The sequence below is a fragment of the Streptomyces sp. NPDC030893 genome (assembly GCF_055571535.1).
The window spans coordinates 171,977-197,240 of record NZ_JBVIFC010000002.1; the positions used below are offsets into that span (position 1 = coordinate 171,977).

Annotated in this window: 22 protein-coding genes; 8 read left to right on the forward strand and 14 right to left on the reverse strand. The window is 73.3% G+C overall.

The annotated features are described in order from the left end of the window. Positions 1 to 4: 4 nt before the first annotated feature. Positions 5 to 1,630, reverse strand: coding sequence for a cytidylyltransferase domain-containing protein (locus ACZ434_RS05500; RefSeq protein ID WP_468452109.1), 1,626 nt, complete (start codon positions 1,628 to 1,630; stop codon positions 5 to 7). A 35-nt stretch (positions 1,631 to 1,665) separates the two neighbouring features. Then, on the reverse strand, positions 1,666 to 2,973 hold the full coding sequence (locus ACZ434_RS05505; RefSeq protein ID WP_468452111.1) for a DUF6716 putative glycosyltransferase: 1,308 nt from the start codon (positions 2,971 to 2,973) through the stop codon (positions 1,666 to 1,668). Positions 2,974 to 3,171: 198 nt separating this feature from the next. Here ACZ434_RS05505 and ACZ434_RS05510 point away from each other — a divergent pair, with 198 nt between their 5' ends. The 3 genes from ACZ434_RS05510 to ACZ434_RS05520 all read left to right on the forward strand — a co-directional run bounded on the left by ACZ434_RS05510 (position 3,172) and on the right by ACZ434_RS05520 (position 6,663). Further along, on the forward strand, positions 3,172 to 4,152 hold the full coding sequence (locus ACZ434_RS05510) for a glycosyltransferase family 2 protein (protein WP_468452113.1): 981 nt from the start codon (positions 3,172 to 3,174) through the stop codon (positions 4,150 to 4,152). Next, positions 4,149 to 5,549 (forward strand): polysialyltransferase family glycosyltransferase, encoded by a 1,401-nt coding sequence (locus ACZ434_RS05515; protein WP_468452115.1) that lies wholly within the window; start codon positions 4,149 to 4,151, stop codon positions 5,547 to 5,549. Before ACZ434_RS05510 ends, ACZ434_RS05515 begins: the two co-directional genes overlap by 4 nt. A gap of 130 nt (positions 5,550 to 5,679) precedes the next feature. Then, positions 5,680 to 6,663: a class I SAM-dependent methyltransferase gene (locus ACZ434_RS05520; RefSeq protein ID WP_468452117.1), complete on the forward strand. Its 984-nt coding sequence runs from the start codon at positions 5,680 to 5,682 to the stop codon at positions 6,661 to 6,663. Positions 6,664 to 6,731: 68 nt separating this feature from the next. Here ACZ434_RS05520 and ACZ434_RS05525 read toward each other — a convergent pair whose 3' ends face one another. After that, the gene (locus ACZ434_RS05525; RefSeq protein ID WP_468452119.1) at positions 6,732 to 9,065 is read right to left on the reverse strand and encodes a glycosyltransferase; all 2,334 of its coding nucleotides are present in this window, start codon (positions 9,063 to 9,065) and stop codon (positions 6,732 to 6,734) included. Continuing rightward, entirely contained in the window at positions 9,062 to 10,522 is a 1,461-nt protein-coding gene (locus tag ACZ434_RS05530) for a glycosyltransferase family 29 protein (RefSeq protein ID WP_468452121.1), read from the reverse strand. The genes ACZ434_RS05525 and ACZ434_RS05530 overlap by 4 nt, the downstream gene beginning before the upstream one ends. Before the next feature lie 221 nt (positions 10,523 to 10,743). Between ACZ434_RS05530 and ACZ434_RS05535 the strand changes: the two genes are divergently transcribed. Continuing rightward, complete coding sequence (locus ACZ434_RS05535; protein ID WP_468452123.1) at positions 10,744 to 11,880, forward strand: acyltransferase family protein; 1,137 nt, start codon at positions 10,744 to 10,746, stop codon at positions 11,878 to 11,880. Here the strand turns inward: ACZ434_RS05535 and leuE are convergent. Continuing rightward, a complete protein-coding gene (leuE, locus tag ACZ434_RS05540) occupies positions 11,863 to 12,513 on the reverse strand; it encodes a leucine efflux protein LeuE (protein WP_468452125.1) in 651 nt (216 codons plus the stop codon). The genes ACZ434_RS05535 and leuE overlap by 18 nt on opposite strands. Positions 12,514 to 12,576: 63 nt before the next feature. Then, positions 12,577 to 14,175 (reverse strand): acyl-CoA mutase large subunit family protein, encoded by a 1,599-nt coding sequence (locus tag ACZ434_RS05545; protein WP_468452127.1) that lies wholly within the window; start codon positions 14,173 to 14,175, stop codon positions 12,577 to 12,579. 297 nt (positions 14,176 to 14,472) lie between these two features. On the opposite strand from ACZ434_RS05545, the gene ACZ434_RS05550 reads away from it, so the two are divergent. After that, the gene (locus tag ACZ434_RS05550) at positions 14,473 to 15,357 is read left to right on the forward strand and encodes a L,D-transpeptidase family protein (RefSeq protein ID WP_468452129.1); all 885 of its coding nucleotides are present in this window, start codon (positions 14,473 to 14,475) and stop codon (positions 15,355 to 15,357) included. A 188-nt stretch (positions 15,358 to 15,545) separates the two neighbouring features. On the opposite strand, the gene ACZ434_RS05555 is transcribed toward ACZ434_RS05550, so the two are convergent. The 8 genes from ACZ434_RS05555 to ACZ434_RS05590 form a co-directional block, all read right to left on the reverse strand. After that, positions 15,546 to 16,562, reverse strand: coding sequence for a hypothetical protein (locus ACZ434_RS05555; protein ID WP_468452131.1), 1,017 nt, complete (start codon positions 16,560 to 16,562; stop codon positions 15,546 to 15,548). Further along, positions 16,562 to 17,236, reverse strand: a complete 675-nt coding sequence (locus ACZ434_RS05560) for an RNA polymerase sigma factor (RefSeq protein ID WP_468452133.1) — start codon at positions 17,234 to 17,236, stop codon at positions 16,562 to 16,564. The genes ACZ434_RS05555 and ACZ434_RS05560 overlap by 1 nt, the downstream gene beginning before the upstream one ends. Positions 17,237 to 17,616: 380 nt before the next feature. Beyond that, positions 17,617 to 18,435, reverse strand: a complete 819-nt coding sequence (locus ACZ434_RS05565; RefSeq protein WP_468452135.1) for a hypothetical protein — start codon at positions 18,433 to 18,435, stop codon at positions 17,617 to 17,619. Positions 18,436 to 18,650: 215 nt separating this feature from the next. Next, positions 18,651 to 19,268 (reverse strand): RNA polymerase sigma factor, encoded by a 618-nt coding sequence (locus ACZ434_RS05570; RefSeq protein ID WP_468452137.1) that lies wholly within the window; start codon positions 19,266 to 19,268, stop codon positions 18,651 to 18,653. 713 nt (positions 19,269 to 19,981) lie between these two features. Continuing rightward, positions 19,982 to 20,380: a hypothetical protein gene (locus ACZ434_RS05575; protein WP_468452139.1), complete on the reverse strand. Its 399-nt coding sequence runs from the start codon at positions 20,378 to 20,380 to the stop codon at positions 19,982 to 19,984. 117 nt (positions 20,381 to 20,497) lie between these two features. Continuing rightward, complete coding sequence (locus ACZ434_RS05580; protein ID WP_468452141.1) at positions 20,498 to 21,055, reverse strand: hypothetical protein; 558 nt, start codon at positions 21,053 to 21,055, stop codon at positions 20,498 to 20,500. A 107-nt stretch (positions 21,056 to 21,162) separates the two neighbouring features. Further along, positions 21,163 to 21,669, reverse strand: coding sequence for a hypothetical protein (locus ACZ434_RS05585; protein ID WP_468452143.1), 507 nt, complete (start codon positions 21,667 to 21,669; stop codon positions 21,163 to 21,165). Between the two features lie 113 nt (positions 21,670 to 21,782). Beyond that, positions 21,783 to 23,339, reverse strand: a complete 1,557-nt coding sequence (locus ACZ434_RS05590) for a beta-N-acetylhexosaminidase (RefSeq protein ID WP_468452911.1) — start codon at positions 23,337 to 23,339, stop codon at positions 21,783 to 21,785. A 269-nt stretch (positions 23,340 to 23,608) separates the two neighbouring features. Here ACZ434_RS05590 and ACZ434_RS05595 point away from each other — a divergent pair, with 269 nt between their 5' ends. From ACZ434_RS05595 to ACZ434_RS05605, 3 genes are all read left to right on the forward strand, one after another. Then, positions 23,609 to 24,208: a 2-oxo-4-hydroxy-4-carboxy-5-ureidoimidazoline decarboxylase gene (locus tag ACZ434_RS05595; RefSeq protein ID WP_468452913.1), complete on the forward strand. Its 600-nt coding sequence runs from the start codon at positions 23,609 to 23,611 to the stop codon at positions 24,206 to 24,208. A 179-nt stretch (positions 24,209 to 24,387) separates the two neighbouring features. Continuing rightward, the gene (gene sdhC, locus ACZ434_RS05600) at positions 24,388 to 24,768 is read left to right on the forward strand and encodes a succinate dehydrogenase, cytochrome b556 subunit (RefSeq protein WP_189558301.1); all 381 of its coding nucleotides are present in this window, start codon (positions 24,388 to 24,390) and stop codon (positions 24,766 to 24,768) included. A gap of 5 nt (positions 24,769 to 24,773) precedes the next feature. Beyond that, on the forward strand, positions 24,774 to 25,256 hold the full coding sequence (locus ACZ434_RS05605) for a succinate dehydrogenase hydrophobic membrane anchor subunit (RefSeq protein ID WP_468452146.1): 483 nt from the start codon (positions 24,774 to 24,776) through the stop codon (positions 25,254 to 25,256). The last annotated feature ends 8 nt before the right edge of the window (positions 25,257 to 25,264 follow it).

Sequence of the window (25,264 nt, forward strand, 5' to 3'; positions counted from 1 at the left end):
TTCCTTACGTGGGGAGGGAATCGAGGGAGGGGCCGAGGATCCAGCCGGCGATCTCCCGGATCGCGCCGTCGCCGCCGCGGAGGGTGGTGACGGCGCGGGCGGCGCCGCGTACGACGTCGTGGGCGTTCGCGACCGCCACGGGCCAGCCGACGAGGGCGAAGCACGGGAGGTCGTTGACGTCGTTGCCGACGTAGAGCACGCGCTCCGGCGCGATGCCCTGCTCCTCGCACCACTGCTTGAGTGCGAGGTCCTTGCGGTCGATGCCGTGCAGCACGGGGAGCCTGAGCTTGCGTGCGCGGGCGGCGACGACCGGGTTCTGTTCCGTGGACAGGATGAGCAGCTTCAGGCCGCTGCGGCGCAGGGCCGCGATGCCGAGCCCGTCCCCGCGGTGCACGGAGACGAACTCCCGTCCGTCGGAGTCGATCAGCACCCGGTCGTCGGTCTGGGTGCCGTCGAAGTCGAGGACGACCGCGTCGAGGTCCGCGGCGGTCGGCAGGCCGCCGGGCGTGTCCGCGTCGAGCAGCGGGGCCAGGGCCCTGGACCGGGCGAGGTCGTGCGGGTCGTCGATCTCCAGGACGCGGGCCGGATCGGTGCGGACGAGTTCGGTGCGGCCGAAGAAGCGGTGCCGGTGCGCGCGGAAGCCCGCCGCGTCCATGGCGTAGGCGGCACCGGTCTCGAGGAGGTCCTGGGGGCGGTCCTGGCGGCGGGGGCGGAAGGCCTTGTCGTGGTTCACGCCGCGGCCTCCGGCGGCGGCCGTCGGGGCGGCGCTCCGGCCACCGGCGTCGGAGGCGGCGGACGGGTCGACGCCCGCACCCCCACCCATGCCGACGGCGGACGGGTCAGCACCCGCAGCTCCACCCGTGTCGGCGGCCGTCGGGCCGGTGCCCGCACCCCCACCCGTGCCGACGGCGGACGGGCCAGCGCCCGCACCCCCACCCGTGCCGACGGCGGTCGGGCCAGCGTCCGCACCCCCGCCGCTGCCGGGGGTGGCCGTCGGGGCGGCGCTCCGGCCACTGTGGGCGGAGGCGGTTCGGCCGGTGCTGGTGGAGGGGGTCGCCGAGAGGGTGTTGGCGCGCCCGGCCGCGGGCGGCGCGGTGGTCGGGCCGACGGGGGCGGCGGCCCGGTCGGTGCCGTGAGCGGTTCCTTCGCCGGCCGGGGCGGACGGGGCCTCCGCGTCGCGCCAGAGGAAGCCGTGGAACGGGGCGACCGTCACCGCCGTGTCGGCGCCCGAGTCGGTGACCGCCGCGGCCACGCCGTCGACGTCCTCGCGGCGCAGGAACGGGCTGGTGCACTGCACGAGCAGGACGACGTCCACCGGGGTGCCGTGCAGGGCCTCGTGGGCGTCCATGGCGTGCAGGACGGCCGCCTCCGAGGTGGCGGTGTCACCGGCGAGGGCGGCGGGCCGCAGCACGACCTCCGCGCCGGCCTGCCGCGCGGCGGCGGCGATGGCCTGGTCGTCGGTGGAGACGACGACGTCCGTGACGTACCGCGCGGCCCGGCACTCGCGCACGGCGCGCGCCACCAGGGGCACGCCGCCGACGGGGGCGAGGTTCTTCGCGGGCACTCCCTTGGAGCCGCCGCGCGCGGGGATCACGGCGAGCACCCGCCGTACGGCAGGGGAGGTGGGCATGGGATCAGCTCCTCGGGCGGAGTTCGGGGCGGCGGTCACAGCTCGCCCATCCGGCGGATCACCGGGGCCACGCGCTGCACTCCGTGCCGGTAGGCGCCGCGCGCCGCCCGGCGCACGATCTGCCGGACCGGTCCCGGCTCCCGGCCGGCGGCGGGCGCGCCGGGCAGCGGGGTGCCGTCGGGGCGGAGGTGGTGGCGGGCGAGGACGCGGGGCAGGTAGCCGGGCGCGGTGACGGGCGTGTAGTACGGGGTCAGCGGCGGAAGTCCGCCGGTGCGGCCGAGCAGTGCGGCGATGCGTTCGCGGGCCGTGTCGAAGGCCGTCCCGTACGAGCCGTCCCCCGCGACGCCCTGCCGGGAGACCCACTCCGGATCGGGCTCCGGGCGGTGTCCGTCGTCGAGCCGGTCCCAGGAGGTGAGGCAGCCGGAGCCGACGAAGTGGTGGTTGCCGAGGGCTTCCCGGATGCCGAGGTCGGTGAGGACCGCGGTCGGGATGCCGCGGTGCAGGGACTCCAGGGCGGCCGTGGAGCTGACCGTGACGAGGAGGTCGGTCCGGTCGAGGACCTCGCCCATGTGCCCGTGGACCAGGCGGACGTTGGCGGGGAGGTCCTGCCGCTGGGCGAGCTTCTGGTAGGGCAGTTCCTCGATGTGGGTGGTGTGTTCGCCGGGCTTGGAGCGCAGCTTCAGCAGCACCTCGCGCCCGGGGTGCCGGCGGGCGTGCCCCACCAGCCGGTTCAGCAGGTACGTACGGTCCTCACGGCTCTCCGGGACGGAGGGCTGAGCGGCGAACACCACGGTGTACGGGTCGCGTTCGCCGGTGTAGGGAGCCCCGCCGAGGAACGGCAGCGCGACCTCGGTCACCGAGGAGGCGTCGGCGCCCACTCCCTCGTACACGGCGCGGAAACGCTCGGCGTCCTGGCGGGAGTTGGCGAGCACCAGGTCGGCGCCGTGGCGCAGCAGCAGGCCGTCGGCGAGCTTCTCGTAGACGACGCCGACGTATCCGGTGACGACGACGGGCCGGTCGGTCCGGTCCTCCCAGACGCGCCCCAGGCCGTGCAGCATCGCCTGCACACCCCCGCCGACGAGGGCGAGCACGAGGATGTCGTACGGCTCCTCGCGCATCGCGCGCAGGAACCCGGCCGCGGTGACCTCCCGGAGGGAGTCCGCGCGGACGCCGACCTCGCCGAGCTGGCGGGCGGTGGGCGTGGCGCGGCCCCGCAGGAGGTATCCGTCCGTCCGGATCTCCCGCGGCGCGACGCGGCTGGCGGTGAGCGCGCCCCATTTCCACCGGGTGTCGGAATCCGCGAGGACCGCGACCCGGAGAGGCTTCGTTGCACTTGCTGGCACGTCGACGACGCTAGGAAGCGAATTCTAGGCGGGGCCCAACCGTGAATCAACGAGAAGTTAACAACATGCCACCGAATGCGGAACCGGCCCGCGGATTTCCCGGAAGCGCGTTCGGTGCACCATTCCGACACAGCGAGTTCACCCGGTGTACGGACACCGGAAAGTTTTCCCGGCCGGTGCTCTCCTAACGTGGGGGAGGTGCCGAAGCTTTCCGTGATCGTGCCGTTCTACAACGTGCGGCAATACGCCCTCGACGCCCTGCGGAGTCTGCGCGCCAATGCGCGTGACGACTTCGAATTCCTTCTCGTCGACGACTGTTCGACCGACGGGACCGCGGATCTGCTCGCCCGCGCGGAGCACGAATTGCCGGGGGCGGTAGTGGTCCGGCACGAGCGGAACGGTGGTCTGGCGACCGCCCGCAACACCGGCATCGACCGGGCCCGCGGCGAGTACCTGACCTTCCTGGACGGCGACGACTGGCTGGCGCCCGGCCACTACGCCCGGCTGGTCGCCGCGGCCGAGGGGCTGGGCTGCGACTTCGTCCGCACCGACCATGTGCAGTGCACGGCGCGGGCCCGCACCGTGCACCGGGTCCCGCACGGCCGGCGCAATGTGGTGCTGCGCCCGCGGGAGGCGATCCTGCCCGCCCACCGGACCACGTCCGTCGACTACGCCTACGCCTGGGCGGGCATCTACCACCGCCGGCTGGCCGAGCGCGGCCTGCTGCACTTCACCGACGGGCTGCGCACGGCGGAGGACCGGCCCTGGATCTGGCGGCTGCACCGGGAGGCGGAGTCCTTCGCGGTGACCGGCCTGCTCGGGGTCTTCTACCGGCGCGGTGTCAGCTCGTCGCTGACGCAGATCGGCGACGCCCGGCAGCTCGACTTCGTCCGCGCCTTCGACCAGGTGGTCGAGGAGACCGCGCGGGACCCGGAGGCGGCGGTGCTGCTGCCGAAGGCCGTGCGCACCTACTGCGCCATCATCGCCCACCACCTGGGCGCCGCCGACCGGTTCGAGCCGTCGGTGGCCGGGAGGCTGAAGGTGATGAGCGCGGCCGCCCTGCGGCGCATGCCGCAGGACGTGCTCGACGAGGCGCTCGGCTCGATGGACGCCGAGCGGGCCGGACGGCTGCGCCGGCTGCGCCGCCGCCCGGTGCCGGGCGCGGAGGTGGCGGCGTGAGCACCCAGATCTTCATGGCGTCGACCCTGTACGGCACCGCCACGCTCGCCGCCGCTCTCGACTCGGGCTGCTTCGCGCCCGCCGGCCGGCGGATCCTGCTGGTCTCCAACAACGCGGTGACGCCGGAGACGACGCCCTCCCTCGACGAGATGCCCGGGTTCGAGCGGCTGCGGACCCGGTTCGACGACGTGGTGTCGTGGAACGAGGCCGTCTTCCCCTTCCATCCCGGCGGCTGGGACCCGCGCCCGGACGACGTGCCCCTGTGGGAACGGTATCTGCGGCTGGCCTGGGACATCGGCGACGACGACGTGTCGCTCGCGGTGGAGTCGATCCAGGTCGACCCGGCCCTGGCGGTGACGCGGATCTTCACCGACGCGCCGGTCACCGTCTACGCGGACGGCCTGATGAGCTACGGCCCCACCCGCAACAAGATCGATCCGCTGGTCGGCACCCGGGTGGAGCGCCTGCTCCACCTGGACCTGGTGCCGGGGCTGCGGCCGCTGCTGCTGACCGAGTTCGGCGTCGCGCCGGAGGTGGTGCCGACGCCGGCGTTCACCAAGGTGCTCGCCGAGCTGGCCGACACCGGCGCCGGGCTGGCCGACACCGGCGCCGGGCCGGCCGACACCGGCGCCGGGCTGCCGGAGGCGGAAGGGCCGGCGCTGCTGCTGGGCCAGTACCTGTCCGCGCTGGGCATCCTCTCCACCGAGGAGGAGGAGGACCTGCATGTGCGGATGCTGAGGGGCGCCGTGGAGCTGGGCCACAGCCGGGTGCTGTTCAAGCCGCACCCCACGGCCCCGGCGCGTTTCATCCGCGGCCTGGAGCGGGAGGCCGGGGTGCTCGGCGCCGAGCTGACGGTGCTGGACACCACGGTCCTCGCCGAGGTGCTCTACCAGCGGACGCGTCCGGCGCTGGTCGTCGGCTGCTTCTCCACGGCGCTGCTCACCGCCTCCGAGCTGTACGGCCTGCCGGTGGCCCGGGTCGGCACGGACACGCTGCTGGCCCGGCTGTCGCCGTACGAGAACAGCAACCGCGTCCCCGTCACGATCGTCCACGCGCTGCTGCCCGCGCCGGACGACCGCGCGGCCGTCGCCGAGCGGCGCCGCGGCATGGACACCGAGGCGCTCGCCGAACTCCTGCGGGCCGTCGGGTACGCGATGCAGCCGAAGATCCTCACCGGGCTGCGGGCCGGGGCCGAACGCCATCTGTCGACGCGGCCGGCCGACGAGACCCGGGTGTACTTCACGAAGCGGCGGCTGACGTCCCTGGGGCTGCCGGGCGGAGTACCGGCCCGGCTCGCCTTCCTGCCGCGCAACGCCACCGTACGGCGGGTCGCGCGCACGGCACGCGGCCTGCGGCGGGCGGTGGCACGCCGGAATCGGCCCCCGCGCCCCCGGTGAACGGCGGGTGAAACCCACCGGACATTCGCACGACGACGGAATTCCCCGCGCAATCCCTGGTGTATCAACGCTCATGTATTCGACAGCGCGTTGCCGTCCCCCTCCGGCGCGTCCCATTCGTGAGGCATTCATGACGAAACTCGGCCGGCTCTTTCCGCTCCTCGACGACGTCCGGCTGCCGGACACCCTGCCCTATTCCCAGGTGAGCACCTGGGAATTGCGGTTCCTCTATCTGCTGGGACGCCATCACCTCACCGGCGAGGACCGGCTGGTCGAACTGGGCTCCGGCGGGGGCGGCTCCACCTACGCCCTGGCGCTCGGGCTGCGGGAGAGCCCCGTCTTCGACGAGCGCACGGGCCGGCTGCACGCCTACGACTTCTTCCGCGTGGGCAAGGGCACCTTCGCCAGCGAGAAGTTCTTCACCGACGGGGCGAGGCCGGCGGGCGAGAACTCCTTCCTGGACGACTTCCGCGGGCGGCTGGAGCCGTTCCTGCCGTTCCTGGAGATCCATGCCGGGGACCTCTGGAACACCTCCGGCCCCGGGGACACCAGCCCCGTCGAGTTCCTGCACGTCGACATCGCCAAGACGGCACGGGTGTTCCGGTGCGTGGCCGAGCGGTTCCTGACCCGGCTGCGCCCGGGCTCGGTGGTGCTGCACCAGGACTTCGCCGGGCCCCGGCTGCCGTGGCTGCACCACAGCACCGGCGCGCTGCTGCCCTACATCGAGATCGCCGGGCCGCCGATCCGCTCCACGCTCGCCTTCGAGGTGGTCCGCCCGATCCCCGGGCACGTGCTGACGGCCGTCGCGGAGGACTCCTACTCCGTCGACGAGAAGCTGGAGCTGATCTCCGCCGTCCAGGAGCGGATCGACCTCGACCACACGGGCGGCATCCCCTTCAAGCCGGTCCTGGAGTTCGCCAAGGCCTACACCGCGCACTACGCCGGTGACCACCGCCGGGCCTGGTCGATCGCCCGGCCGCTGACCTCCGACGCGTATCTGAGCCGCACCCGCGCCGACCACTTCGAGCAGCTGCGCAGGGCCTACGAGCAGGACCGGGCCGAGCACGGCGGCTCCCGGCTGACCCGGCTGGTGAGGAAGGCCGTGGGCCGCTGAAGGCCGTGGGCCGCTGAGCCCGCGTGCGTGAGCCCCCGCGGTCGCCGGCCGCGGGGGCTCACCCCGTGTCAGGCTCCGAGGATCCTCCGCAGGTCGGCGGCGTTGTCCTCGGTGACCTTCCACAGCGTTCGCTGGCGCTCGTGGACGTCGGCGACGGTCGCCGCGTGGGCGTCCAGGATGCCGACCGCCCGCTCGGTCAGCAGGGCGCCCAGGTTCCGCTCGTGCACGGAGATGCCCCATTCGGGACGCTCGATGTCGGCCAGGAAGTACGCCATCTTGGGGTGGGAGATCAGGCTGATGATCGGTGTGCCCACACCGAACGGGATCATCCCGGCGTGTCCGCGCATGCCGATCACCAGCCGGGTCCTGGCGTACAGGTCGCGGATGGCGTCGTTGCCGAAGTCGTACATCGGGATGACCGGCAGCGAGATGCCGTGCTCGCGGCGCAGGTCGAAGGCGATCCGCTCGTCGTCCAGCGAGTGGGCGACGCAGCGGACCTCGGTGTGCGCGCCGATGCCGCGCACGGCCTTGGCGATCTCCGCGAGGAAGTGGCCGTAGTCGTGGCCGAAGCGCAGCCCGGCCCGGTCGTAGGCGGCGTTCAGCAGGACGGTGTCCTCCCGCTGTGCCGGGTCGCTCCAGCCGGGCACGAGCTGACGGCTGACCGTGGTGGGGCAGGGCTGGAAACGGACCCGGTCGTGCAGGTGGTCCGGGAGCATCGCCCGTACCTTCGCGATGGAGCCGTGGTTGCGCAGTCCGAAGAACGCGGACTTCTCCACCAGCAGCCGGAGACTCTCCCGGAACCGCCCTGCCCGGTACGACTGCCCGTCGAAGGCGTTGAACCCCACCGCGTACACCATGACCGGCACGTCGATGCCGCGCAGCCGCTCGTCGGCCACGTTCCACTGCCAGGCGCTGTTGCCGTTGGGCATCGTGTCCGGGATGAACAGCCCGCCCCCGCCGATGACCAGTCCGCGCCGGGCGTTGACCCGTTCCAGGGCCGCCTCGTCGAACAGGCGGTGGGCGTGGACGGAGTGCCAGCTCCTGGAGGTGGTGTCCGCGCCGAAGGCGAGGCGCACGGTCTCCGGGAGGAGTTTGTCGCCGGCGTTGCCCTGCCGGTCCATGTAGAAGGCGACGTGCGCCAGTTGCTCCTGTGGGCTGCCCTGCTCCTGGGCGGGCACGGTGCCGGCGCGCTGCGCCCACAGCCTGCTCGGCCGGTGGGTCGGGTCGACGGAGAGGCCGGCGGTGGCGTACCGCAGGGCCTCCGCGTCGTCGCCGTGCACCCAGGCGATCTGGGCGAGGCGGCCGTAGGCGGTGGCGGCCCGGTTGGGGGCGGAGGTGGCCAGCAGCAGCCGCGCCCTGGCCTCCTCGTAGCGGGAGACGCTCATCAGGGCGTGGCCGAGCACCTCGTGCGGCCAGGCCTCGTCGAGCGGGATGTGGACGCTGCTCAGGATGTCGACGGCGTCCTGGTAGTCGCCGGCGGCGATGTGCGCGGCGGCGACCTTGCGGGCACACTCGACGTCCTGGGTGCGCGCGACGTGCGGGGTGCCGAAGTGCACCAGCAGGTCGTGGTGGAGGCCCCCGGAGGACGCCAGGTAGGCGGCGTGGAAGTCGGCGTCGGACAGGTCGAATCCGCGCCAGCGCTCCTCCGCCTGCCCGTAGCCGGCCTCGCCGCCCTGCCAGGGCTTGTGCCGCCCGGTGAAGTGCAGGATCGCCGTGTCGTCGGGCACCGGCAGATCGCCGGACAGGCGCCGCTTGACGAAGTTGTAGCGGGCGTCGAGCCGGACGAAGTCGCCGTCCAGGACGGCGTTGAGGATGCCCTGGTCGTGCTTGTCGAGTTCGTAGTCCCCGCCGCGTCCGGTCGCGTCGAGTTTCGCGCAGAAGGCGTCGGTGAGGTACTCGCGCTGGATCACCAGCAGGCCGGAGTTGAGCTTGTGCTGCCCGTGGAAGAACTGCGGCACGGCCGCCAGCCCCTCCCGCAGCGCGAGGAGTTCGCTCAGGTCACCGAGGACGACCATGTCGGTGTCGAGGGTGATGACCGTGTCGTAGTCCCGGATCCGGAAGACGTCGAGGATGAAGTACGCCTTGCGGACGAGGTAGTTGTCCTGGTCGCCCTTCCGGTACGCGTCGTAGTGGGCGGCGTTCACCCGGCGCAGCACGATGCGCGGGTGCAGGGCGCGGATCTTCGCGACGGAGCCGGGGCGCAGGTCGTCGTGGAGGACGACGAAGTCCTCGCACACCCCCGGGTTGGACAGGGCGAGGCTGCGCAGCAGGGCGAGGAAGCCGGGCAGGTAGTTCTCGTCGACGTAGGACGCGAAGGCGACGCGCCGTTTGCCGGTGAGCGCGGCCGACGAGGGGGCCGGGGACCGCGAGGTGGTGGCGCCGGCCGGGAAGGTCGTGGTCATCGCAGGGAAATCCTCATGTCGGTCACTCGCTGGGCCCGCCGCATGACCCATTCCTTCTCGCTGGTGTACTCGTGCACGGACGTGATCGGCATCCTCATGGCCTCCGGAACGCGGTAGGCGCCGCTCTCGTAGAAGTCGAAGCCGATCAGGTCGAGGGTGGGGCTGACGTCCAGGAAGTCCAGCAGGAACAGCATGTTGAAGCCGGTGGTGGGGATGCCCGTCCACGCGTCGGTGCCCAGCCTGCCGATGTTGCGCACGGGCCAGCGCAGCGACTCGTCGCCGAGGAACCGCTGGGCGCCCGGCACGAGACGGTTGCGCAGCGAGTGCTTCCAGTCCCCGGAGATGCCGCCGAAGACGAGCCGGGTGGTGACCCGCTGGTCCCAGTTGAAGCCGTGCTTGTGGATGGTGGCGTGGACGTCGGTCCGGCTGCCGGTGTGCGCCGGGTCGATGCGGTACGAGTTGAAGCGCACCACCAGGTCGTAGCCGTCGATCTCGGCGCCCAGCGAACTGGAGCCGACGCGGCCGGAGTTGGCGACCAGGCAGACCGACTTGCCGGCGATCTCGTTGCGGAACTCGCCGAGGCCGATCCACCGCACTCCGCCGATGGTCGGGTCGGCGACGGGGCCGCGCATCCGGGTGCGGCGCTGCTCGGCGTAGAGGGCGAGCGCCTCGGTGAGGGCCGGGAGGTCGCCGTCCCGGGCGGTGCGCAGGTCCAGGTACTGGCCGAGCAGTTCCTGCCGGTCGGCCGTCGGGGCCCGCTCGGCGGCCAGGGCGAGGAGCGCTCCCACCATGCGCGGCTCGGCCTCGGCCCAGTCCCCCACGGCATGCGCGGCCAGGCCCTCCGCCCACACGTCGGTGGCGGGTCCGCGGGCGAACTCCCCGGCCCGCGGGCACTGGTGGCGCAGCAGGGCGAGCAGTTCCTGCTCCTTCTCCGCCGCGGAGCGCAGTCCGGCGACCTTGGCGCGCACGCCGAAGCCGTCGTCGTCGGTGAGGGCCAGGTACCGCTCGTAGGCGGCCACGGCCTCGGTCTCGTCGCCCAAGGCCTCCATCAGGCGGGCGCGCAGCCGCCAGCCGGCCCGGGAGCTCTTGCGCCGGGCGAGCACGGTGTCGCTGATGAGGAGGGCGAGGTCCAGCTCGTCGTCGTAGCCGCATTCGAGGGCCTTGTCGGCGACGGCGAGCAGGGCGTCCAGCAGCTCACCGGAGAGGCCGGAAGGGGGAGTCGCCGCGCCCTTCACGGCCCGCTTGAGCCGGGCGGCCGCGCCGCCCGGTGCGGGCGCCGGCTCCGGGGTGGCGCCGGTGGCGTGCACGGCGAGCAGCTTGCGCAGCCGCTCGGCGAGCCGGGTGCGGTGGCGGTCGGTGCTGCCGACGAGTTTGCCGCTGTGCACCGCGCAGGCCCGCAGACAGTCGTCCAGTTCCCCTCCTCGCGCACGTGCCCGTCTGTGGTGGACCGTCGTCATGGCACTCCTTGTGCGGAACCGGCCGCCGTCCGCGGGACGGCGTCGGGTCGTGATGTCTTCCGGGTGGGGGCGTCGAGAGAATGTAGGAAGCCAAAACGACCCCGAGGTGAACGCGTCGCGTCCGGGTGAGGAATCGTCGGCCCGGGGGCGGGACCGCGCCGGTGCGGCGGTCTAGCGTGCTGGCGTACGCGCGGCCAGGACGATGAACGCAGGGGATTTCGTTGACCAGCACGATCACCCGCCCGGTACCGGGCACGGCCCGGGAGGCGGAAGCGGAGGCGCCGCGTCGTGCGGCGCGGCTGCGCGCCCTGGACGGGCTGCGCCTGGTCGCGGCCCTCATGGTCGCGGCCTACCACTACGGGGGCCGCGGCGGCGCGGTCACCGAGGCCTGGGGAAGCTCGCCCAGGGAGCAGTTCCCCACCCTGCACGCCTTCTTCGCCTACGGCTGCCTGGGCGTGCAGGTCTTCTTCGTCATCAGCGGGTTCGTCATCTGCATGAGCGGCTGGGGCCGGTCACCGACGTCGTTCGCCGCCTCCCGGGTCTCCCGGCTGATGCCCGCCTACTGGGCGGCGGTCGTCCTGGTCACGGCCGTGTTCGCGCTGCCGGTGGTCGCCTACGACGCGGTGTCGCCGAGCGACGCCCTCGTCAATCTGACCATGCTCCAGCAGCCGCTGGGCGCGGACCGGGTGCTGGGCGTGTGCTGGACGCTGTGGGTGGAGCTCCGCTTCTACGCGCTCTTCGCGCTGTTCGTCGTCCTGCCCGGCGCGAACCGCCGGCGGGTCCTGCTGTTCTGCGGCGGCTGGCTGCTGGCGTCGGTGCCGGCCCGGGCCGCGCGCGAGCCGCTGCTCGACCTGGTGCTGATGCCGGAGTACGCCCCGTTCTTCATCGGCGGGATCGGCCTGTACCTCGTCCACCGCGACCGGCGGGACGCCCACGGCTGGTGCATCACGGTGGTGAGCTTCCTGATCGGGCAGCACTACGCCGTGGGCGAGCTGTGGAACGCCTCCGACCCGGACGCCTTCGCCCACCGCACCACCTTCGGCATCGTCCTGGTCGTCGCCCTCGGCTTCGCGGCGGTGGCCGCGGTCGCCCTGGGGTGGCTGAACCGGGTGGACTGGCGCTGGCTGACGGTGGCGGGGGCGCTGACGTACCCGTTCTACCTGGTGCACGAGCATCTGGGCTGGGTGGTGATCCACGGGCTGCACCGCGGCCTGGGCCTGGCCTCGGCGCAGACCTTCGCGCTCACGGTCGCCTCGATGCTGCTCCTCGCCTGGCTGCTGCACCGTACGGTGGAACGGCCGCTGACCCCGAGGCTACGGGCGTGGCTGTCCGGGCGGTCGCTACGGAGCGGCCAGTGAGAGCTTCGCTGCGAAGCCCAGGAAGAGGGCGCCCGCGGCCGAGGTGGCTCCGGCGGCCAGCCGCCGCCTGCGGCGGAACATCGCGGCCAGGCGGGTGCCGCCGAAGATGAGCAGCGACAGGTACAGGAAGCTGGCCGTCTGGAGCAGGAGTCCGAGGACGAGGAAGGACAGCACGGGATAGGCGTAGCCGGGGTCGACGAACTGCACGAAGAAGGAGATCAGGAAGAGGATCGCCTTCGGGTTGAGCAGCGACACCACCAGCGCGCGGCGGTAGGGCCGCTCCTCGGCGGGCGCGACCGCGGGCACCTCGGCCGGTGCGGGCCCGCCCGGCGTGCGCCACATGTGCCACGCCGAGCGCAGCATGCCGTACGCCATCCACGCCAGGTAGCCGGCGCCGGCGTACTTCACCACCAGGAACAGCAGCGGTGTGGTGGTGAGCACGGAGGCCGCGCCGAGCGCCGCCAGCGTCATCAGCACGGCGTCCCCGGTGAAGACGCCGGCCACGGCCGCGTAGCCGGTGCGCACGCCCTTGCGGGCGGCCACGGAGAGGACGTAGAGCGAGTTGGGGCCGGGCAGCAGGATGATGAGGACGAGCCCTGCCAGGTAGGTGGGGAGGTCGGTGACGCCGAACATGGAGGGAGTGTCGCACGCGGGTACGACACTCCTCCCCATGATTTCGGTCACCGGAACGGGTGCTCAGAACGCGTCGCTCGGCACGTACGTGCCCCAGACCTCCCGCAGCGCGTTGCACACCTCGCCGACCGTCGCCCGGGCCCTGAGCGCGTCCTTCATCGGGTACAGGACGTTGTCCTCGCCCTCGGCGGCCTTCCTGAGGGCGGCCAGCGCCGTGTCGACGGCCTGCTGGTCGCGTTCCGCGCGCAGCCGCGCGAGACGTTCGGCCTGCTGGGCCTCGATGGCGGGGTCGACGCGCAGGGGCTCGTAGGGCTCCTCCTCGTCGAGCTGAAAGCGGTTGACGCCGACCACGACCCGCTCGCCGGAGTCGGTCTCCTGGGCGATGCGGTAGGCGCTGCGCTCGATCTCGTTCTTCTGGAAGCCGTGCTCGATGGCGTTGACCGCGCCGCCGAGGTCCTCCACCTTGCCCATCAGCTCCAGCGCCGCCGCCTCCACGTCGTCGGTCATCTTCTCGATGACGTAGGAGCCCGCGAAGGGGTCGACCGTCGCGGTCACGTCCGTCTCGTAGGCGAGGACCTGCTGGGTGCGCAGGGCGAGCCGGGCGCTCTTGTCGGTGGGGAGGGCGATCGCCTCGTCGAAGGAGTTGGTGTGCAGCGACTGGGTGCCGCCCAGCACCGCGCCCAGCCCCTGGACGGCGACGCGGACCAGGTTCACCTCGGGCTGCTGGGCCGTCAGCTGCACCCCGGCCGTCTGCGTGTGGAAGCGCAGCATCAGCGACTTGGGGTTCTTCGCGCCGAACTCCTCCTTCATCACCCGCGCCCAGATCCGGCGGGCCGCGCGGAACTTGGCGACCTCCTCCAGGATCGTCGTACGCGCGACGAAGAAGAACGACAGGCGCGGGGCGAAGTCGTCCACGTCCATGCCGGCCGCGACCGCCGTACGGACGTACTCGATGCCGTCGGCGAGGGTGAAGGCGATCTCCTGCGCGGGGGACGCGCCCGCCTCGGCCATGTGGTAGCCGGAGATCGAGATGGTGTTCCACTTCGGGATCTCGGCCCGGCAGTACTTGAAGATGTCGGCGATCAGCCGCAGGGAGGGCTTGGGCGGGAAGATGTACGTGCCCCGCGCGATGTACTCCTTCAGCACGTCGTTCTGGATCGTGCCGGTGAGCTTGTCGGCGCTCACGCCCTGCTCCTCGGCGACCAGTTGGTAGAGGAGCAGCAGCAGGGCCGCGGGGGCGTTGATCGTCATCGACGTGGAGACCTTGTCCAGCGGGATCCCGCCGAACAGCACCCGCATGTCGTCGATGGAGTCGATGGCGACGCCCACCTTGCCGACCTCACCCGAGGCGATCGGGGCGTCGGAGTCGTGGCCCATCTGGGTGGGCAGGTCGAAGGCGACCGACAGGCCCATCGTGCCGTTGGCGATCAGCTGCTGGTACCGGGCGTTGGACTCCGTCGCCGTGCCGAAACCGGCGTACTGGCGCATCGTCCACGGCCGGCCCGTGTACATCGTCGGGTACACGCCCCGGGTGAAGGGGTACGACCCCGGCTCGCCCAGCTTCCCGGCCGGGTCCCAGCCCTCGAGGGCGTCCGGCCCGTAGACCGGTTCGATGGGCAGTCCGCTCTCGGTGGACCGGGCACTGCCCGACTCGCGCGCCATGGTGTGATGCCTCCCGCTGAGCAGCGTCGCTCGATCTGATCGCCCGCCATCCCGCCAGTTACCCGCCAGTACAGGCCGACCCTTTGACGGACTGTAGCGGTGCGCGTGCGGCCCGGTGGAGAGTCACACGCTGGGACCTTCCTCACAGCCGCGATGGGACCCCGCTCACAGCACCCACCCCGGCGGTCGTCTTCCGGTCACAGTCCACCATGCCCCTTGGTTCGACGGCGGTCACCTCAGGGGTACGACTCAGGGGGACGACCGGGCGCGGGTCCGGTGGGGCGACGGGGGGCCGGGGTGCGGGGAACGGGCAAGGGGAGGGCGGGGGTTGCCGGTCTCGCGGCACTCGCCGCTCTCGCGGCGGGTACGGCCGGCTGCACGGTGCGGCCCGCGGGCGCGGGCGGGGAGGGCGGGTCGCCGGTGCGGATCGAGGTGCCGGGCCGGACGGCGTCCGCGTCGCCGTCGCCGTCGCAGAGGCCGCCGTCGTCGCGGGCGGACGGAGACGCCGGGGAGGCGTCCGCTCCGGGCGGTCCGACGGCCCGCCCTGCACCGCGCGTGCTGTGGTCCCCCGGGGACTCGGGGCGGGACATACGCGAGCTCCAGGCCCGGCTGCGGCAGGTCGCCTGGATCTTCCACGGGCCCACGGGGACCTACGACGAGCCGACGGCGAAGGCCGTACGGGGCTTCCAGGGCAAGCGCGGACTGCCGAGGACCGGGGTGACCGACAGCGTCACCTGGCAGCGGCTGCTCGCGATGACGCGCGAGCCGGGCAGGTGGGAGCTGTATCTGATGGGCGGCCAGCCGGCCGACGCGCCCGACGCGCGCTGCCGGACCGGCCGGGTGCTGTGCATCAGCAAGTCGAGCCGCACCCTGCGCTGGATGATCGACGGGCGGACGGTGTCGACGATGCCGGTGCGCTTCGGATCGGAGTACACACCGACCCGTGAGGGTGTCTTCCGCGTCTACTGGAAGTCCCGCCACCATGTGTCCACGCTCTATGACTCGCCCATGCCGTACGCCATGTTCTTCAGCGGCGGCCAGGCCGTGCACTTCTCGGCCGACTTCGCCGCGCGGGGGTACGCCGGTGCCTCGCACGGCTGCGTCAACGTACGGGACGAGAAGGCGATCGCGCGGCTGTACGCGCAGGTGAGGGACGGCGACAAGGTCGTCGTGCACTGGTGAGAAGGGGCGCGGGCGGGACCGGGGGAACGTGTCCCGCCCGCGCCGAGGTGCACGAGCCGTAGGTACGGGGGGAACCCCGGCTCCGTGCGACGGCCGATGACCAGTCGGCTCACTCATTACTGCGTCACGAGGGCCGGAAGTGTCACACCTGCCGGCGAAGAAGATTCAGCGATCAACAAAGATGCAGGTCAGGGGCTCTTCCCGGGGGCGTTCCCAGGGGCGTTCCCGGAGGCGCGGCCATGGTCGGCGCCTTGGCCGCTCCTGTCGCCCTTGTCCTTCTTGTCGCTGTTGCCCTTGCTCTCGTCTTTGCCCTTGTCCTTGCCCTTGTGCCCGCTCTTGTCCGGGTCCTTCTCGGAGCCCTTGCCCTGGCGGAGCGAGGACTCGGCGCCGTCCCGGCCGGCCGACAGCAGGTCCTCGCAGTACGGGCCGACCCGGGCGGGGCCGCCCGCCTCGTCCTCCAGGAGGCGTTCGCGCTCGCCGTTCAGGGACTTGCCGTCGCGCCACGCGCGGCAGGCGGAGTCGATCCGCTTCCCGCCGTGGCCGTGACGGGCCGCCGGGTCACCGGAGTCCGGGCCGGGCTCCCCCGACGTGTCCGGTCCGCCCGCGCCGGTGTCCCCGCCGGACCGGGCCGGCGCCCCGGCGTCGCCGCGGCCCGACTCCCCGTCCGGCTGCCGTCCTCCGGGCGCCGCCCCGTCCGTCTCCGGCGGGGGCGAGAGCAGCGGGCGTTCGGGATGCGTGGCGTTCGCGGAGGCCGCCGGGTCCGCCCCGGTGTCGCCGGACGGCGACGGCAGGACCCCGGCGCCGCCCAGGACGGCGGCACCCCCGACCATCCCGGCCACCAGTGAAGCGGCCAGCCCGAGCCGCAGGGCGCGCGGCGGGCGGGGTCCGCCCGGCGTTCCGGAACGATCGTCGCGCGGGGTACCTATGCGGACCAGCCCGTCGCCGGGACGCTCCGTCCCGTCGGGGCGACCGGCGCCGGCCCGTCCCTCCCGTTCCTCCCGCACCGCGCGGAAGGCGGCCAGCGCGGCCGCCTCCCCGGGAAGCTCCCCGTCGACGGAAGGGGGTGGGGCGGAGAGCGCGCGGAGTGTTCGGGCGAGACGTTCGGCCTGGTCACGGGTGCCGGGATCGGCAGCTTCGGGTGGCTCTCCGCTCAGCAGACGCTCCGCGGTCCCGCGGTCCAGCCACCGGTGCTGCTCATCGGCCATCACATGTCCTTCTGCGTCCGCGTTCGCATCTGCGTCACACTCGCGGACGTCACCGTACGACGGCGTGGTTCTCTCTGGGGAGGAAGTGCGTCGAGCACCCCGGCGGATTCCGGTTGGGCTTCCGGATCGTCACCCAGCAATTCGGCCAGCCGTTTCAGGCCACGGTGCGCGGCCGTGCGTACGGCGCCGGGGCGCTTGCCCAGCGTCTCGGCCGCGCTCTTGGCGTCGAGGCCCACCACCACGCGGAGCACGACGGCCTCGGCCTGGTCGTGCGGGAGCCGGGAGATCAGGGAGAACGCGCCGTCGGTGGCCAGCGCCTCCATCGCCTCCCCGGCGGTGTCGGACTCGGCAGGCCGCCCGGTGAGCTCGGTCTCGTCGCCGCCGATCGCGGGCCGGCGTCCCCGCATCCGTATGTGGTCCAGCGCCCGGTTGCGGGCGATGCGGGCGGCCCAGCCGCGGAAACGGTCCGCGTCGCCGGTGAACCGCTCCAGGTCACGGGCGATCTGCAGCCATGCCTCCGAGGTCACGTCCTCCGCGTCGGGCTCGCCGACCAGTGTCCTGACGTACCCCAGCAGCCGTGGGTGCACCGTGCGGTACACAGTCCGGAACGCGGTCTCGTCCCCGTCCTGTGCCGCACGCACCGCGGCGGTCAGCTCCGCGTCGTCCCCCAGCACACACGCGCGCCCTTCTGCGCCTCAGCCGGCGCCGCTCTCGCGGGCCGGGTTGCTCGCCGTCGTGGTCACTCAAATGATGGTTGCGGTCTTTAGGCCGCGGTGGTCGTGGTCATGTGTCCCGGTTGCGGCCTGGCGCGAAAGGCACGTTACGGCCTGAATCCTCTGCCCGTCCATGTCCGTCCAAGATGCAACTAACCCGTGACACGGAGGGTGTGACAGAAAACGCACTCCGGGCGCTGTAGAGGGTACGGGTCGCCGCGCGGCCCGTGCCGCGCGACGGCCGGGGCCTCTCCTGTGGGGGGTGGCGGCCTCGGCCGTTGCCTCGGCGACAGTGTGCGCGAGCGGGGGTTTTCCCTGCTGACGGCCGCCGACGGCGTACGTCACGGCTTTCCGGTGCCCTGCCTGCCCGCACTCCCGCCGGGGTCGCCGTCCCGGCCGTTGCCCCCCGCGCGTCCGGCGTTGCCGCCCGCACCGCCGGAGGAGCTGTTTTCGGCCCCGCCGGCCCGGCCGGTGCTCTTGTTCCCCGGTGTCGGGGGGCTCACGGGCCTGCGCACCGTGTCCTGTTCCAGCTGTTCGGCGCAGTACGCCTCGACGTGCGCCGCGCCGCCCGCGGCCTCCGTGAGCCGCTTCCAGGCCGTCGACTCCAGCGCCCTGCCGCGCCCCCCGGCCCGCTCGAAGGCCCGGCACCGGGCCTCGGTGTCCCCGGCGCTCCCGGGGCGGTCCGGCTCCGTCCGGCCGGAACCGGCCTCCGGGGCGGCGGACCCCGGAGCGGCCGGGGCGCCGGCGGACGGCGGCGCGTGGGTGCGCGCGGGGGCGGGGGCGGGGCGTTCCGGGGACGGGTCCGTCGCGCCGATCCCGGCGACCGCGACCCCGCTCAGGGTGAGCCCGGCGACGAGGACGGAGAGCGTGGCCTTGAGCGAGGTGCTGCCGAGCCGTGGCCGACGGGCCCGCCAGTCGTCCCGGCGCCGGGTGCGCGCGCCCTGTGCTCCCGCTTCGCGGGCCGCAAGGAAGGCGGCGACGGCCCGCTGCTCGGCCCCCGCGTCCACCTCGCGGATCAGGGCGGCGGCGAGCAGCGCCTCCACGCCGTCGGTGTCGACGGTGGCGGAGAGGCGGCCCGGGCCGCTCGGCGCGGCCGGCGGGTCGCCGGGGTGCGCACGCCGACGGCCGGCCGGTCCGCCGCCGCTCTGCCGTTCACCCATGTACGTTCCCGTCCCTGCTCGATCCCGCTCGTTCCCACGTGCTCCGGCCCTGCGCACCCGTCCGGTCCGCCCGCGCGGGCGGTGGTGTCCGACCGACGGATACGTTCCGCCGGTCCGGCCTGTTCAGCGCCCGGCGCGCGGGGGCCGCCGCGGCCCGCCGGGTCCGGACGGTCCGGGCCGGGCGTCACCGCGCCGCCCGCCGGGCCGGCCGGCGTTCATGTCGACTCACCCAGCGTCCGCGGCCCGTCATCCGTCACACCGTCGACGCCGAGCTGCTGGGCCAGCCGTTTCAGCCCCCGGTACGCGGCCGTCCGTACCGCGCCCGGCCGCTTGCCGAGGACCCGCGCGGCGGCGGGGCCGTCGAGGCCGACGACCACCCGCAGCAGCACGGCCTCGGCCTGGTCCCGCGGCAGCCTCCCGACCAGCTCCAGGGCGTGCCCGGTGGACAGGGCCTCCATGGCCTGGTCGTGGGTGCTCTGCGGTCCGGGCAGGTCGAGGACGTCCTGCTCCAGCGCCGACGGCCGGGGCCGCACCCGCTGCCGGCGCAGATGGTCCAGCGCCCGGTGCCGGGCGATCGTCGCCGTCCAGCCCCGGAAGCCGGCCCCGTCGCCCTTGAAGCGGCCCAGGTCGCGGGCGATCTCCAGCCAGGCGTCCGAGGTCACGTCCTCGGCCTCGTCCCCGACGAGGCCGCGCACATAGGCGAGCAGCCCCGGCTGCACGAGCCGGTAGGCCACGGCGAAGGCGGCCTCGTCCCCCTTCTGGGCCCGCGCGACGGCCGCGCCCAGTTCCCCGTCGTACGCCTGTGTGCGGCGGGATTCCCCTCCGTGGCCCAAGAACCGTCCTCGTCCGTACCGAGCGGGTAGCGCGCCGAGCTCGCTTGGCGTGAGCACGTCCGACGGAGCTCACACCCCCACGGTCATCAGCGTCCGCCACCACGAATGTGTCACAGCCCGTCAGCCCCGCCTGAGCCGGTGACGCCACAGGTCGCAGGCCTCGCGGGGCGCCGCTGACACAGGGCGCCCGGACGCACGGGGCACCGGGCGCGGCGTCTCGTCGCGGACGGCACGGCGCGCGGGGGACTCCGGGTTCCGCTCCGGCCGTCCTCCCCCGCTGTCCCTCGGCCCGGCCGGTCGGCCACCGCCCAGGACGCGAGCGCGCCACGTCGACGGGCCGTCGGACTGCGCCCACGCCCCAACCCGACCACGCCCACTCGCACCAACCGTCCCGGCACCGGCGACGCAGCCACCGAACCCCGTCACACCCCACGGGCGCCCCGGCCCCCGGGCTTCGCCACACGTGCCGCCCCGCGGGCCGGTCGCGCACACCAGGCGACCGGGCCGGCCGGCCCGCGTACGCGCGACGCCAACCGGGCGAACCGCCCTCGCCGCGCTCACGCGCGTGAGGCGACCGGGCGCCGTCAGCACCTCACGGGCGCCGGGCCGCCGCGCGCAGCGCGGTCCGTCCGGTTGCCCCCGGCGCCCGGCCGAACCGCCCGTCAGGCCCCGGCCCTCGCGCCGTCGTCCGCGCGGGCCCGGCCGGCCCATCCCTACCGCCCCGCGGCAGCGGACCCGCAGGCGTCGCGGCACAGCAGGCGCAGGGAGCCCTCGCCGGTGTAGCAGCGGCGGGCCTCGTCGATCGGGTCCCAGAGGCGGCCGTCGGGGGTGCGGACCCAGTGGTCGCCGCCGGAGGCCCACCACTCGCCCCCGGACTGACGCACGATCACCTCACCCGCGTACGCCCCGAATCCGCGCAGCACCAGTTCCACGGCGGCGAACGGGGCCGCCTCCCGGCGGATGTCCTCGATCGTCCGGTCGACGCTCCACAGACTGCGCGCCGAGTAGTCGAGGCGCAGCCGTGCTCCTTCGCGCATCGCCGCCACCGCGTCCGCCGCCCAGCGGGCCGGCTTCGTCGCGGCCGAGGGCCTGGTCTCCTGCTGTGTCGTCACAGTCGTCGCAGTCGTCACATCCTGAAGAGCGCTGCGGCGAACCGTTTCGTCACCCGGTTCCCGGGACCGCCCCGGGATGGTCACAGGATCTCCCGCCCCGGGCGCCCGCGGCGTGCCTCAGCCGTCCCTGCGGCTGCGGCGGGACACCGCGGCGCGGAGCACCCGCCGCCCCTCCGTCGACACCTCCAGCGCGCCGCGCAGCCCCGCCGGGCCGTGCGCCGACATCAGTTCCAGGACGGTGGTCTGGCGGCGCAGTTCGGCGGCGAGCAGCGGCGACAGGCCCTCCGCGGCGCCTCCACGGCAGGCGTCGGCGAGCCCGGCGTCATCGGCGGCACCGTCCAGCAGCCGGTGGATGCGCAGCGCGGCGACGGAACAGTCGTCGGCCCACTCCCGCAGCGCGGCGGCGGACCGCTCCCCGGGTGCGGTGGCGAGCATCCGCCGGGCGAGCACCTCGCACTCCCGCGCGCCGTCGGCCACCGCGTCCAGCTTGCCGCGCGTCTGCTCCAGCCGTTCGGCCCAGTCGCCGGGGGCGGCGTCCTCCGCGAGGCTCGCCCACAGCGGCCGCACCACCTCGTCGTCGCCGCCGAGCAGCGGCACGCACCGATCCAAACAAGCCAACCCGCTCACGGCCAGCCCGCGCTCGTCGGCCTGCGCGATCAGTTCCACCAGGCTCATCCACGCCTCCCTCTGCGGGTCGTCACAGGCCCCTTTGAGGCCCTGTACGGGCCTCATCCCTCACGGAGCCCGCATCTCCCCTTACTGCGTGCAGTGGGCCGGGAGTGTCACTCGGGCACCACACCGAGCCGGTCGAGGAGACGGAAGAAAAGGTTTTCGGCCACCGGGTCGGGGTCGGCGGTCAGCACCTCGGCCACTTCCCCGGCGGACACGGTGTGCCCCGCCTCCTCGGCCCAGAAGACGGCGCGCTCGGCGGCGTCGGCGGGCTCCAGGAAGTAGTCGTCGACCGTGAGCCCCTCCTGCTGCCCGTCCAGGTAGCCGGCCATGGCGGTCCGCGCCAGGCACGTCGTCCACGCCCCGCTCTCCGGCGACGCGGCCTCCACCACCACGCAGTCGCTGTCCATGACGTAGCCGAACAGCGCGGGCGCCCCCGTCTCCCGGGCCAGGTCGTTCATGTTCCCGATGTCGCCCTCGCCGCCCGGGTACTCCCACACCTGCCATCCGTCCGGTGCCGAGGTGCGCAGGGTCAGGCCGTCGGCGGCGCCGGCCAGCGCTTCCAGTTCGGCGAGCGGCCGCTCCCCGCGGCCCACGACGAAATACCCCCAGTAGCCCATGTGCTGGTGTTCCCCCCGGTGCGTCGGTTCGGATCACCGAAAACACCACCACAGTCGCACGGGGGTTCGCAGGCTTATGCGGCAATTCGCCACCGGCCGCGGGGAGGCGGAGGTCAGCCCAGTTCGTCCGCCAGCTTCCGGAACTCCGTCCAGGACAGCTCGGGTTCGCCCGGGTTCCACAGCTTCTGCACGGTCGCCCGCAGCGGCATGCGGATGCCGGCCGCGACCTGCTCCTGGGTCTGGGAGCGGGGCAGGTCCCCCCAGATGGCGAAGGATCCGCCGAGGATCTGGTCGTCGTACCGCTCCGGGACGGGGCTGGTGCCGCGCAGCACCAGCGGCGTCCACTGCTCGTAGATCCGCTCCCCCGTCGGGTAGACGAAGGTCAGCGGCTCCCCGAGCACGTAGTAGAGGAACTCGTCGTTGTAGTTGATGACCTCGCGGCCCTCGCGCAGGTACTCGGCCGGCTGCCGGGCGCCGATCTCCTTGCCGGTCCAGTAGGCGACCTGGATGTCCTCGTCGGCCCGCACCGAGCCGTCCCGGAAGAACCCGTCGTTCCAGGCGCGGGGCGTGCGGTCGTGGGCGCGGACGGTGGCGGCCCGGTCGTTCAGCCAGCCGGTGGTCAGGTCCTCGACGCTCGCGCCGGGGCCGTACTTCTCCCGCGCGGCGGCGGCGAGGTCCGGGAAGGACGCCTCGGGGTCGGACACCACCAGCGCCTGGTACTCGTCACCGCCGAGGTGCCACTGGCCGCCGGGGAAGAGTCCGGCGTACTCGTCGAGCAGATCGTCGACGATCTCGGCGGCCCCGGGCTCGGAGATGTCGATGGCGCCGCGCACCGCCCGGCCGCTCGCGCTGCGCAGCTGGAGGTCCGGGTGGGCGGCGAGGACCGCGCCGAGGTGTCCGGGCGAGTCGATCTCCGGGACGACGGTGATGTGCCGGCTCGCCGCCAGGTCGACGATCTTCTTGACCTGCGCCTTGGTCAGGTGCTGCTCGGAGACGATCTCCGGGTGCGAGTCGGACTCGATGCGGAAGCCCTGGTCGTCCGAGAAGTGCAGGCCGATCTCGTTGAACTTCAGGTCGCCGAGTTCACGGATCCGGTCCTCGATCCAGTCGGCGCTGTAGTGCTTGCGCGCGATGTCCAGCATCATCCCGCGGCGCTGCTTGGCCGGCTCGTCGCGCACCACGCCCTCGGGGGCGGTGCCGGCCCCCGCTATCTCCTGCTTGAGGGTGCGGGTGCCGTAGAAGACGCCCGCCTCGGCGGGGGCGGCCACGGTGACGCGTCCGTCCCGCACGGTCATCGTGTACGACTCGGGGTTGGCGCCGGCGTCGCGGTTCAGCTCCAGCCGCAGGTCCCCGGCCCGCTCGTCGTCCCGCTCGCCCGCGTACGTCAGCCCCAGCTCGCCGGCGGTCAGCCGGCCCTCGTCGGCCAGCGCCGGATCCGCCACGACCACCCGGTGCTCACGCGCGGGGCGCCAGCCCGGGCCGCGCTCCGCGGTGTGCTCGCGGACGGCCGGTATGGTGCGCGGCGCCTCCGACAGCGGGTAGGACCGGGTGGGGCCGGGGCTCTCCGTGGTGGACGCCGCCGTCGAGCCGGCGGACGAGCCGTCGTCGCCCGAGGCCGCCCACAGCCCGACGCCCACACCGCCCGCGGCCACCAGCGCGCCCGCGGCCACCGCCGCGACCAGTACCCGCCGCTCCCGCGGCAGCCCCGCCACCGAACGACGCCCGTGCTGTCCCTGCTGCCTGCGCTGCCTGTGCCGACTCACCCCGCCAACGTACGACCCGTTCGGGTGAGACGCGTCCACGAGCCGACTTCAAACTCTGCCGTCCGGGTGAATTCGGGGTACCGAACGGACACCTCCCGGGCGCACTCGGTAACGTGACGTCACAACTCTCACAGCATCTTCCATCGACACACACGCGACGCCCACGAGGACCCACGCTGCCTGCGCACCGTCTCCCAGACCTCCCCGGCCGAGTCGCCATACCCGCGCAGTCCCGCGGCGCGCCCGGCACCCCGTCCCCGCTGGAGCGGTTCAACACCGCCCCCGCCCAGGACGCCGAGCGCGCCCTTCTGGGCTGCCTGCGCAGCCTGCGCTGGGCCCTGCGCGTCGCCGGCCACCGCCCGTATCCGGATGTGGCCTCCCTCCTGGCGGCCTCCGACGAGGCGACGTACGACCTCTCCGCGAAGGAACTGGCGGAGGCCCTGACGGCGGAGTCGCTGCCGGCCCTCCCCGAGGACACCTACACGGCCGCCCACACGGCCCTGAACGCCGCGCACGCGGCCTACGAGGCCAAATTCGGACACGTATTCGTCATCGCCCTGGACGGGGTCCCCGAGGAAGAGGCCCTGGACCGCGTCCTGACGGACATCCGGTCACGATTGGCGAACGATCCGGACGAGGAACGCGCCGTAGCCGCGGAGCAACTCCGCCGCCTGGCAAGAGAACGGTTGGTCGACGCCCTGGGGGCGCGGGGAACTGCGCGACCGGCCACGGAAGGACCCGCACCCGGCATGTGCGACAAAGCGCCACCCCGGTAGCCGCCGGCGACGGGGCTCGCACCCCTTCGAGTGCAAGTTTGATCACACCGGCAGGCCCCCCGTAAGCGCCGCAGGCACTCATCGCTACCATGCTGGGGGCCGGTGGACCGTACCCGGCCGGGCCCGACCGACAAGGAAAGCCGGCGCGGCCCCGAACCCCGCTCCCGGAGGAAATTTCCGTGCCGGCTGGAACGCTGTACCGCGGCCGGGAAGGAATGTGGTCCTGGGTGGCTCACCGAGTCACCGGCGTCCTCATTTTCTTCTTCCTGTTCGTTCACGTGCTGGACACCGCCCTCGTGCGCGTGTCCCCTGAGGCCTACGACACCGTCGTGGCCACGTACAAGACGCCGATCGTCGCGCTGCTGGAGTACGGCCTCGTCGCCGCCATCCTCTTCCACGCGCTCAACGGTCTGCGTGTCATCGCCGTCGACTTCTGGGTCAAGGGCGCCCGCTACCAGAAGCAGATGCTCTGGACCGTCGTCGCCCTGTGGGCCGTGCTGATGCTCGGGGCGATCTACCCCGTCCTCGGCCACGCCGCTCGTGAACTGTTCGGGAGCTGACGCCCATGTCCACCATTGACACCTCCGCCTCGGGCGTCGGCCCCGTCGAGGGCGCCCCGCTCTACTCCGTCGACAACCCGGCGCCGGTCATCGAGCCGCCCCGCAAGCGGACCAAGAAGACCCCGAAGAGCACCCGGGGCAACTTCGAGCTGGCCGCCTGGCTGTTCATGCGCCTGTCCGGCGTCGTCCTGGTCGTCCTGGTCATCGGCCACCTGCTGATCCAGCTGGTGCTGGACGGCGGCGTCTCCAAGATCGGCTTCGCCTTCGTGGCCGGCCGCTGGGCCTCGCCGTTCTGGCAGGTCTGGGACCTGCTGATGCTGTGGCTGGCGATGCTGCACGGCGCCAACGGCCTGCGTACGGTCATCAACGACTACGCGGAGCGGCCGAACACCCGGCTGTGGCTCAAGGGCCTGCTCTACACCGCCACGGTGTTCACCATCCTGCTGGGCACGCTGGTGATCTTCACCTTCGACCCGAACATCCGCTAGGCACGGGG

What these genes read in the sequence shown, in the direction of transcription:
- ACZ434_RS05500 (WP_468452109.1), bottom strand. Translation starts at nt 1,630, where the DNA reads ATGCCCACCTCCCCTGCCGTACGGCGGGTGCTCGCCGTGATCCCCGCG.
- ACZ434_RS05520 (WP_468452117.1), top strand. Translation starts at nt 5,680, where the DNA reads ATGACGAAACTCGGCCGGCTCTTTCCGCTCCTCGACGACGTCCGGCTG.
- ACZ434_RS05525 (WP_468452119.1), bottom strand. Translation starts at nt 9,065, where the DNA reads ATGACCACGACCTTCCCGGCCGGCGCCACCACCTCGCGGTCCCCGGCC.
- ACZ434_RS05530 (WP_468452121.1), bottom strand. Translation starts at nt 10,522, where the DNA reads ATGACGACGGTCCACCACAGACGGGCACGTGCGCGAGGAGGGGAACTG.
- leuE (WP_468452125.1), bottom strand. Translation starts at nt 12,513, where the DNA reads ATGTTCGGCGTCACCGACCTCCCCACCTACCTGGCAGGGCTCGTCCTC.
- ACZ434_RS05545 (WP_468452127.1), bottom strand. Translation starts at nt 14,175, where the DNA reads ATGGCGCGCGAGTCGGGCAGTGCCCGGTCCACCGAGAGCGGACTGCCC.
- ACZ434_RS05555 (WP_468452131.1), bottom strand. Translation starts at nt 16,562, where the DNA reads ATGGCCGATGAGCAGCACCGGTGGCTGGACCGCGGGACCGCGGAGCGT.
- ACZ434_RS05565 (WP_468452135.1), bottom strand. Translation starts at nt 18,435, where the DNA reads ATGGGTGAACGGCAGAGCGGCGGCGGACCGGCCGGCCGTCGGCGTGCG.
- ACZ434_RS05580 (WP_468452141.1), bottom strand. Translation starts at nt 21,055, where the DNA reads ATGAGCCTGGTGGAACTGATCGCGCAGGCCGACGAGCGCGGGCTGGCC.
- ACZ434_RS05585 (WP_468452143.1), bottom strand. Translation starts at nt 21,669, where the DNA reads ATGGGCTACTGGGGGTATTTCGTCGTGGGCCGCGGGGAGCGGCCGCTC.
- ACZ434_RS05605 (WP_468452146.1), top strand. Translation starts at nt 24,774, where the DNA reads ATGTCCACCATTGACACCTCCGCCTCGGGCGTCGGCCCCGTCGAGGGC.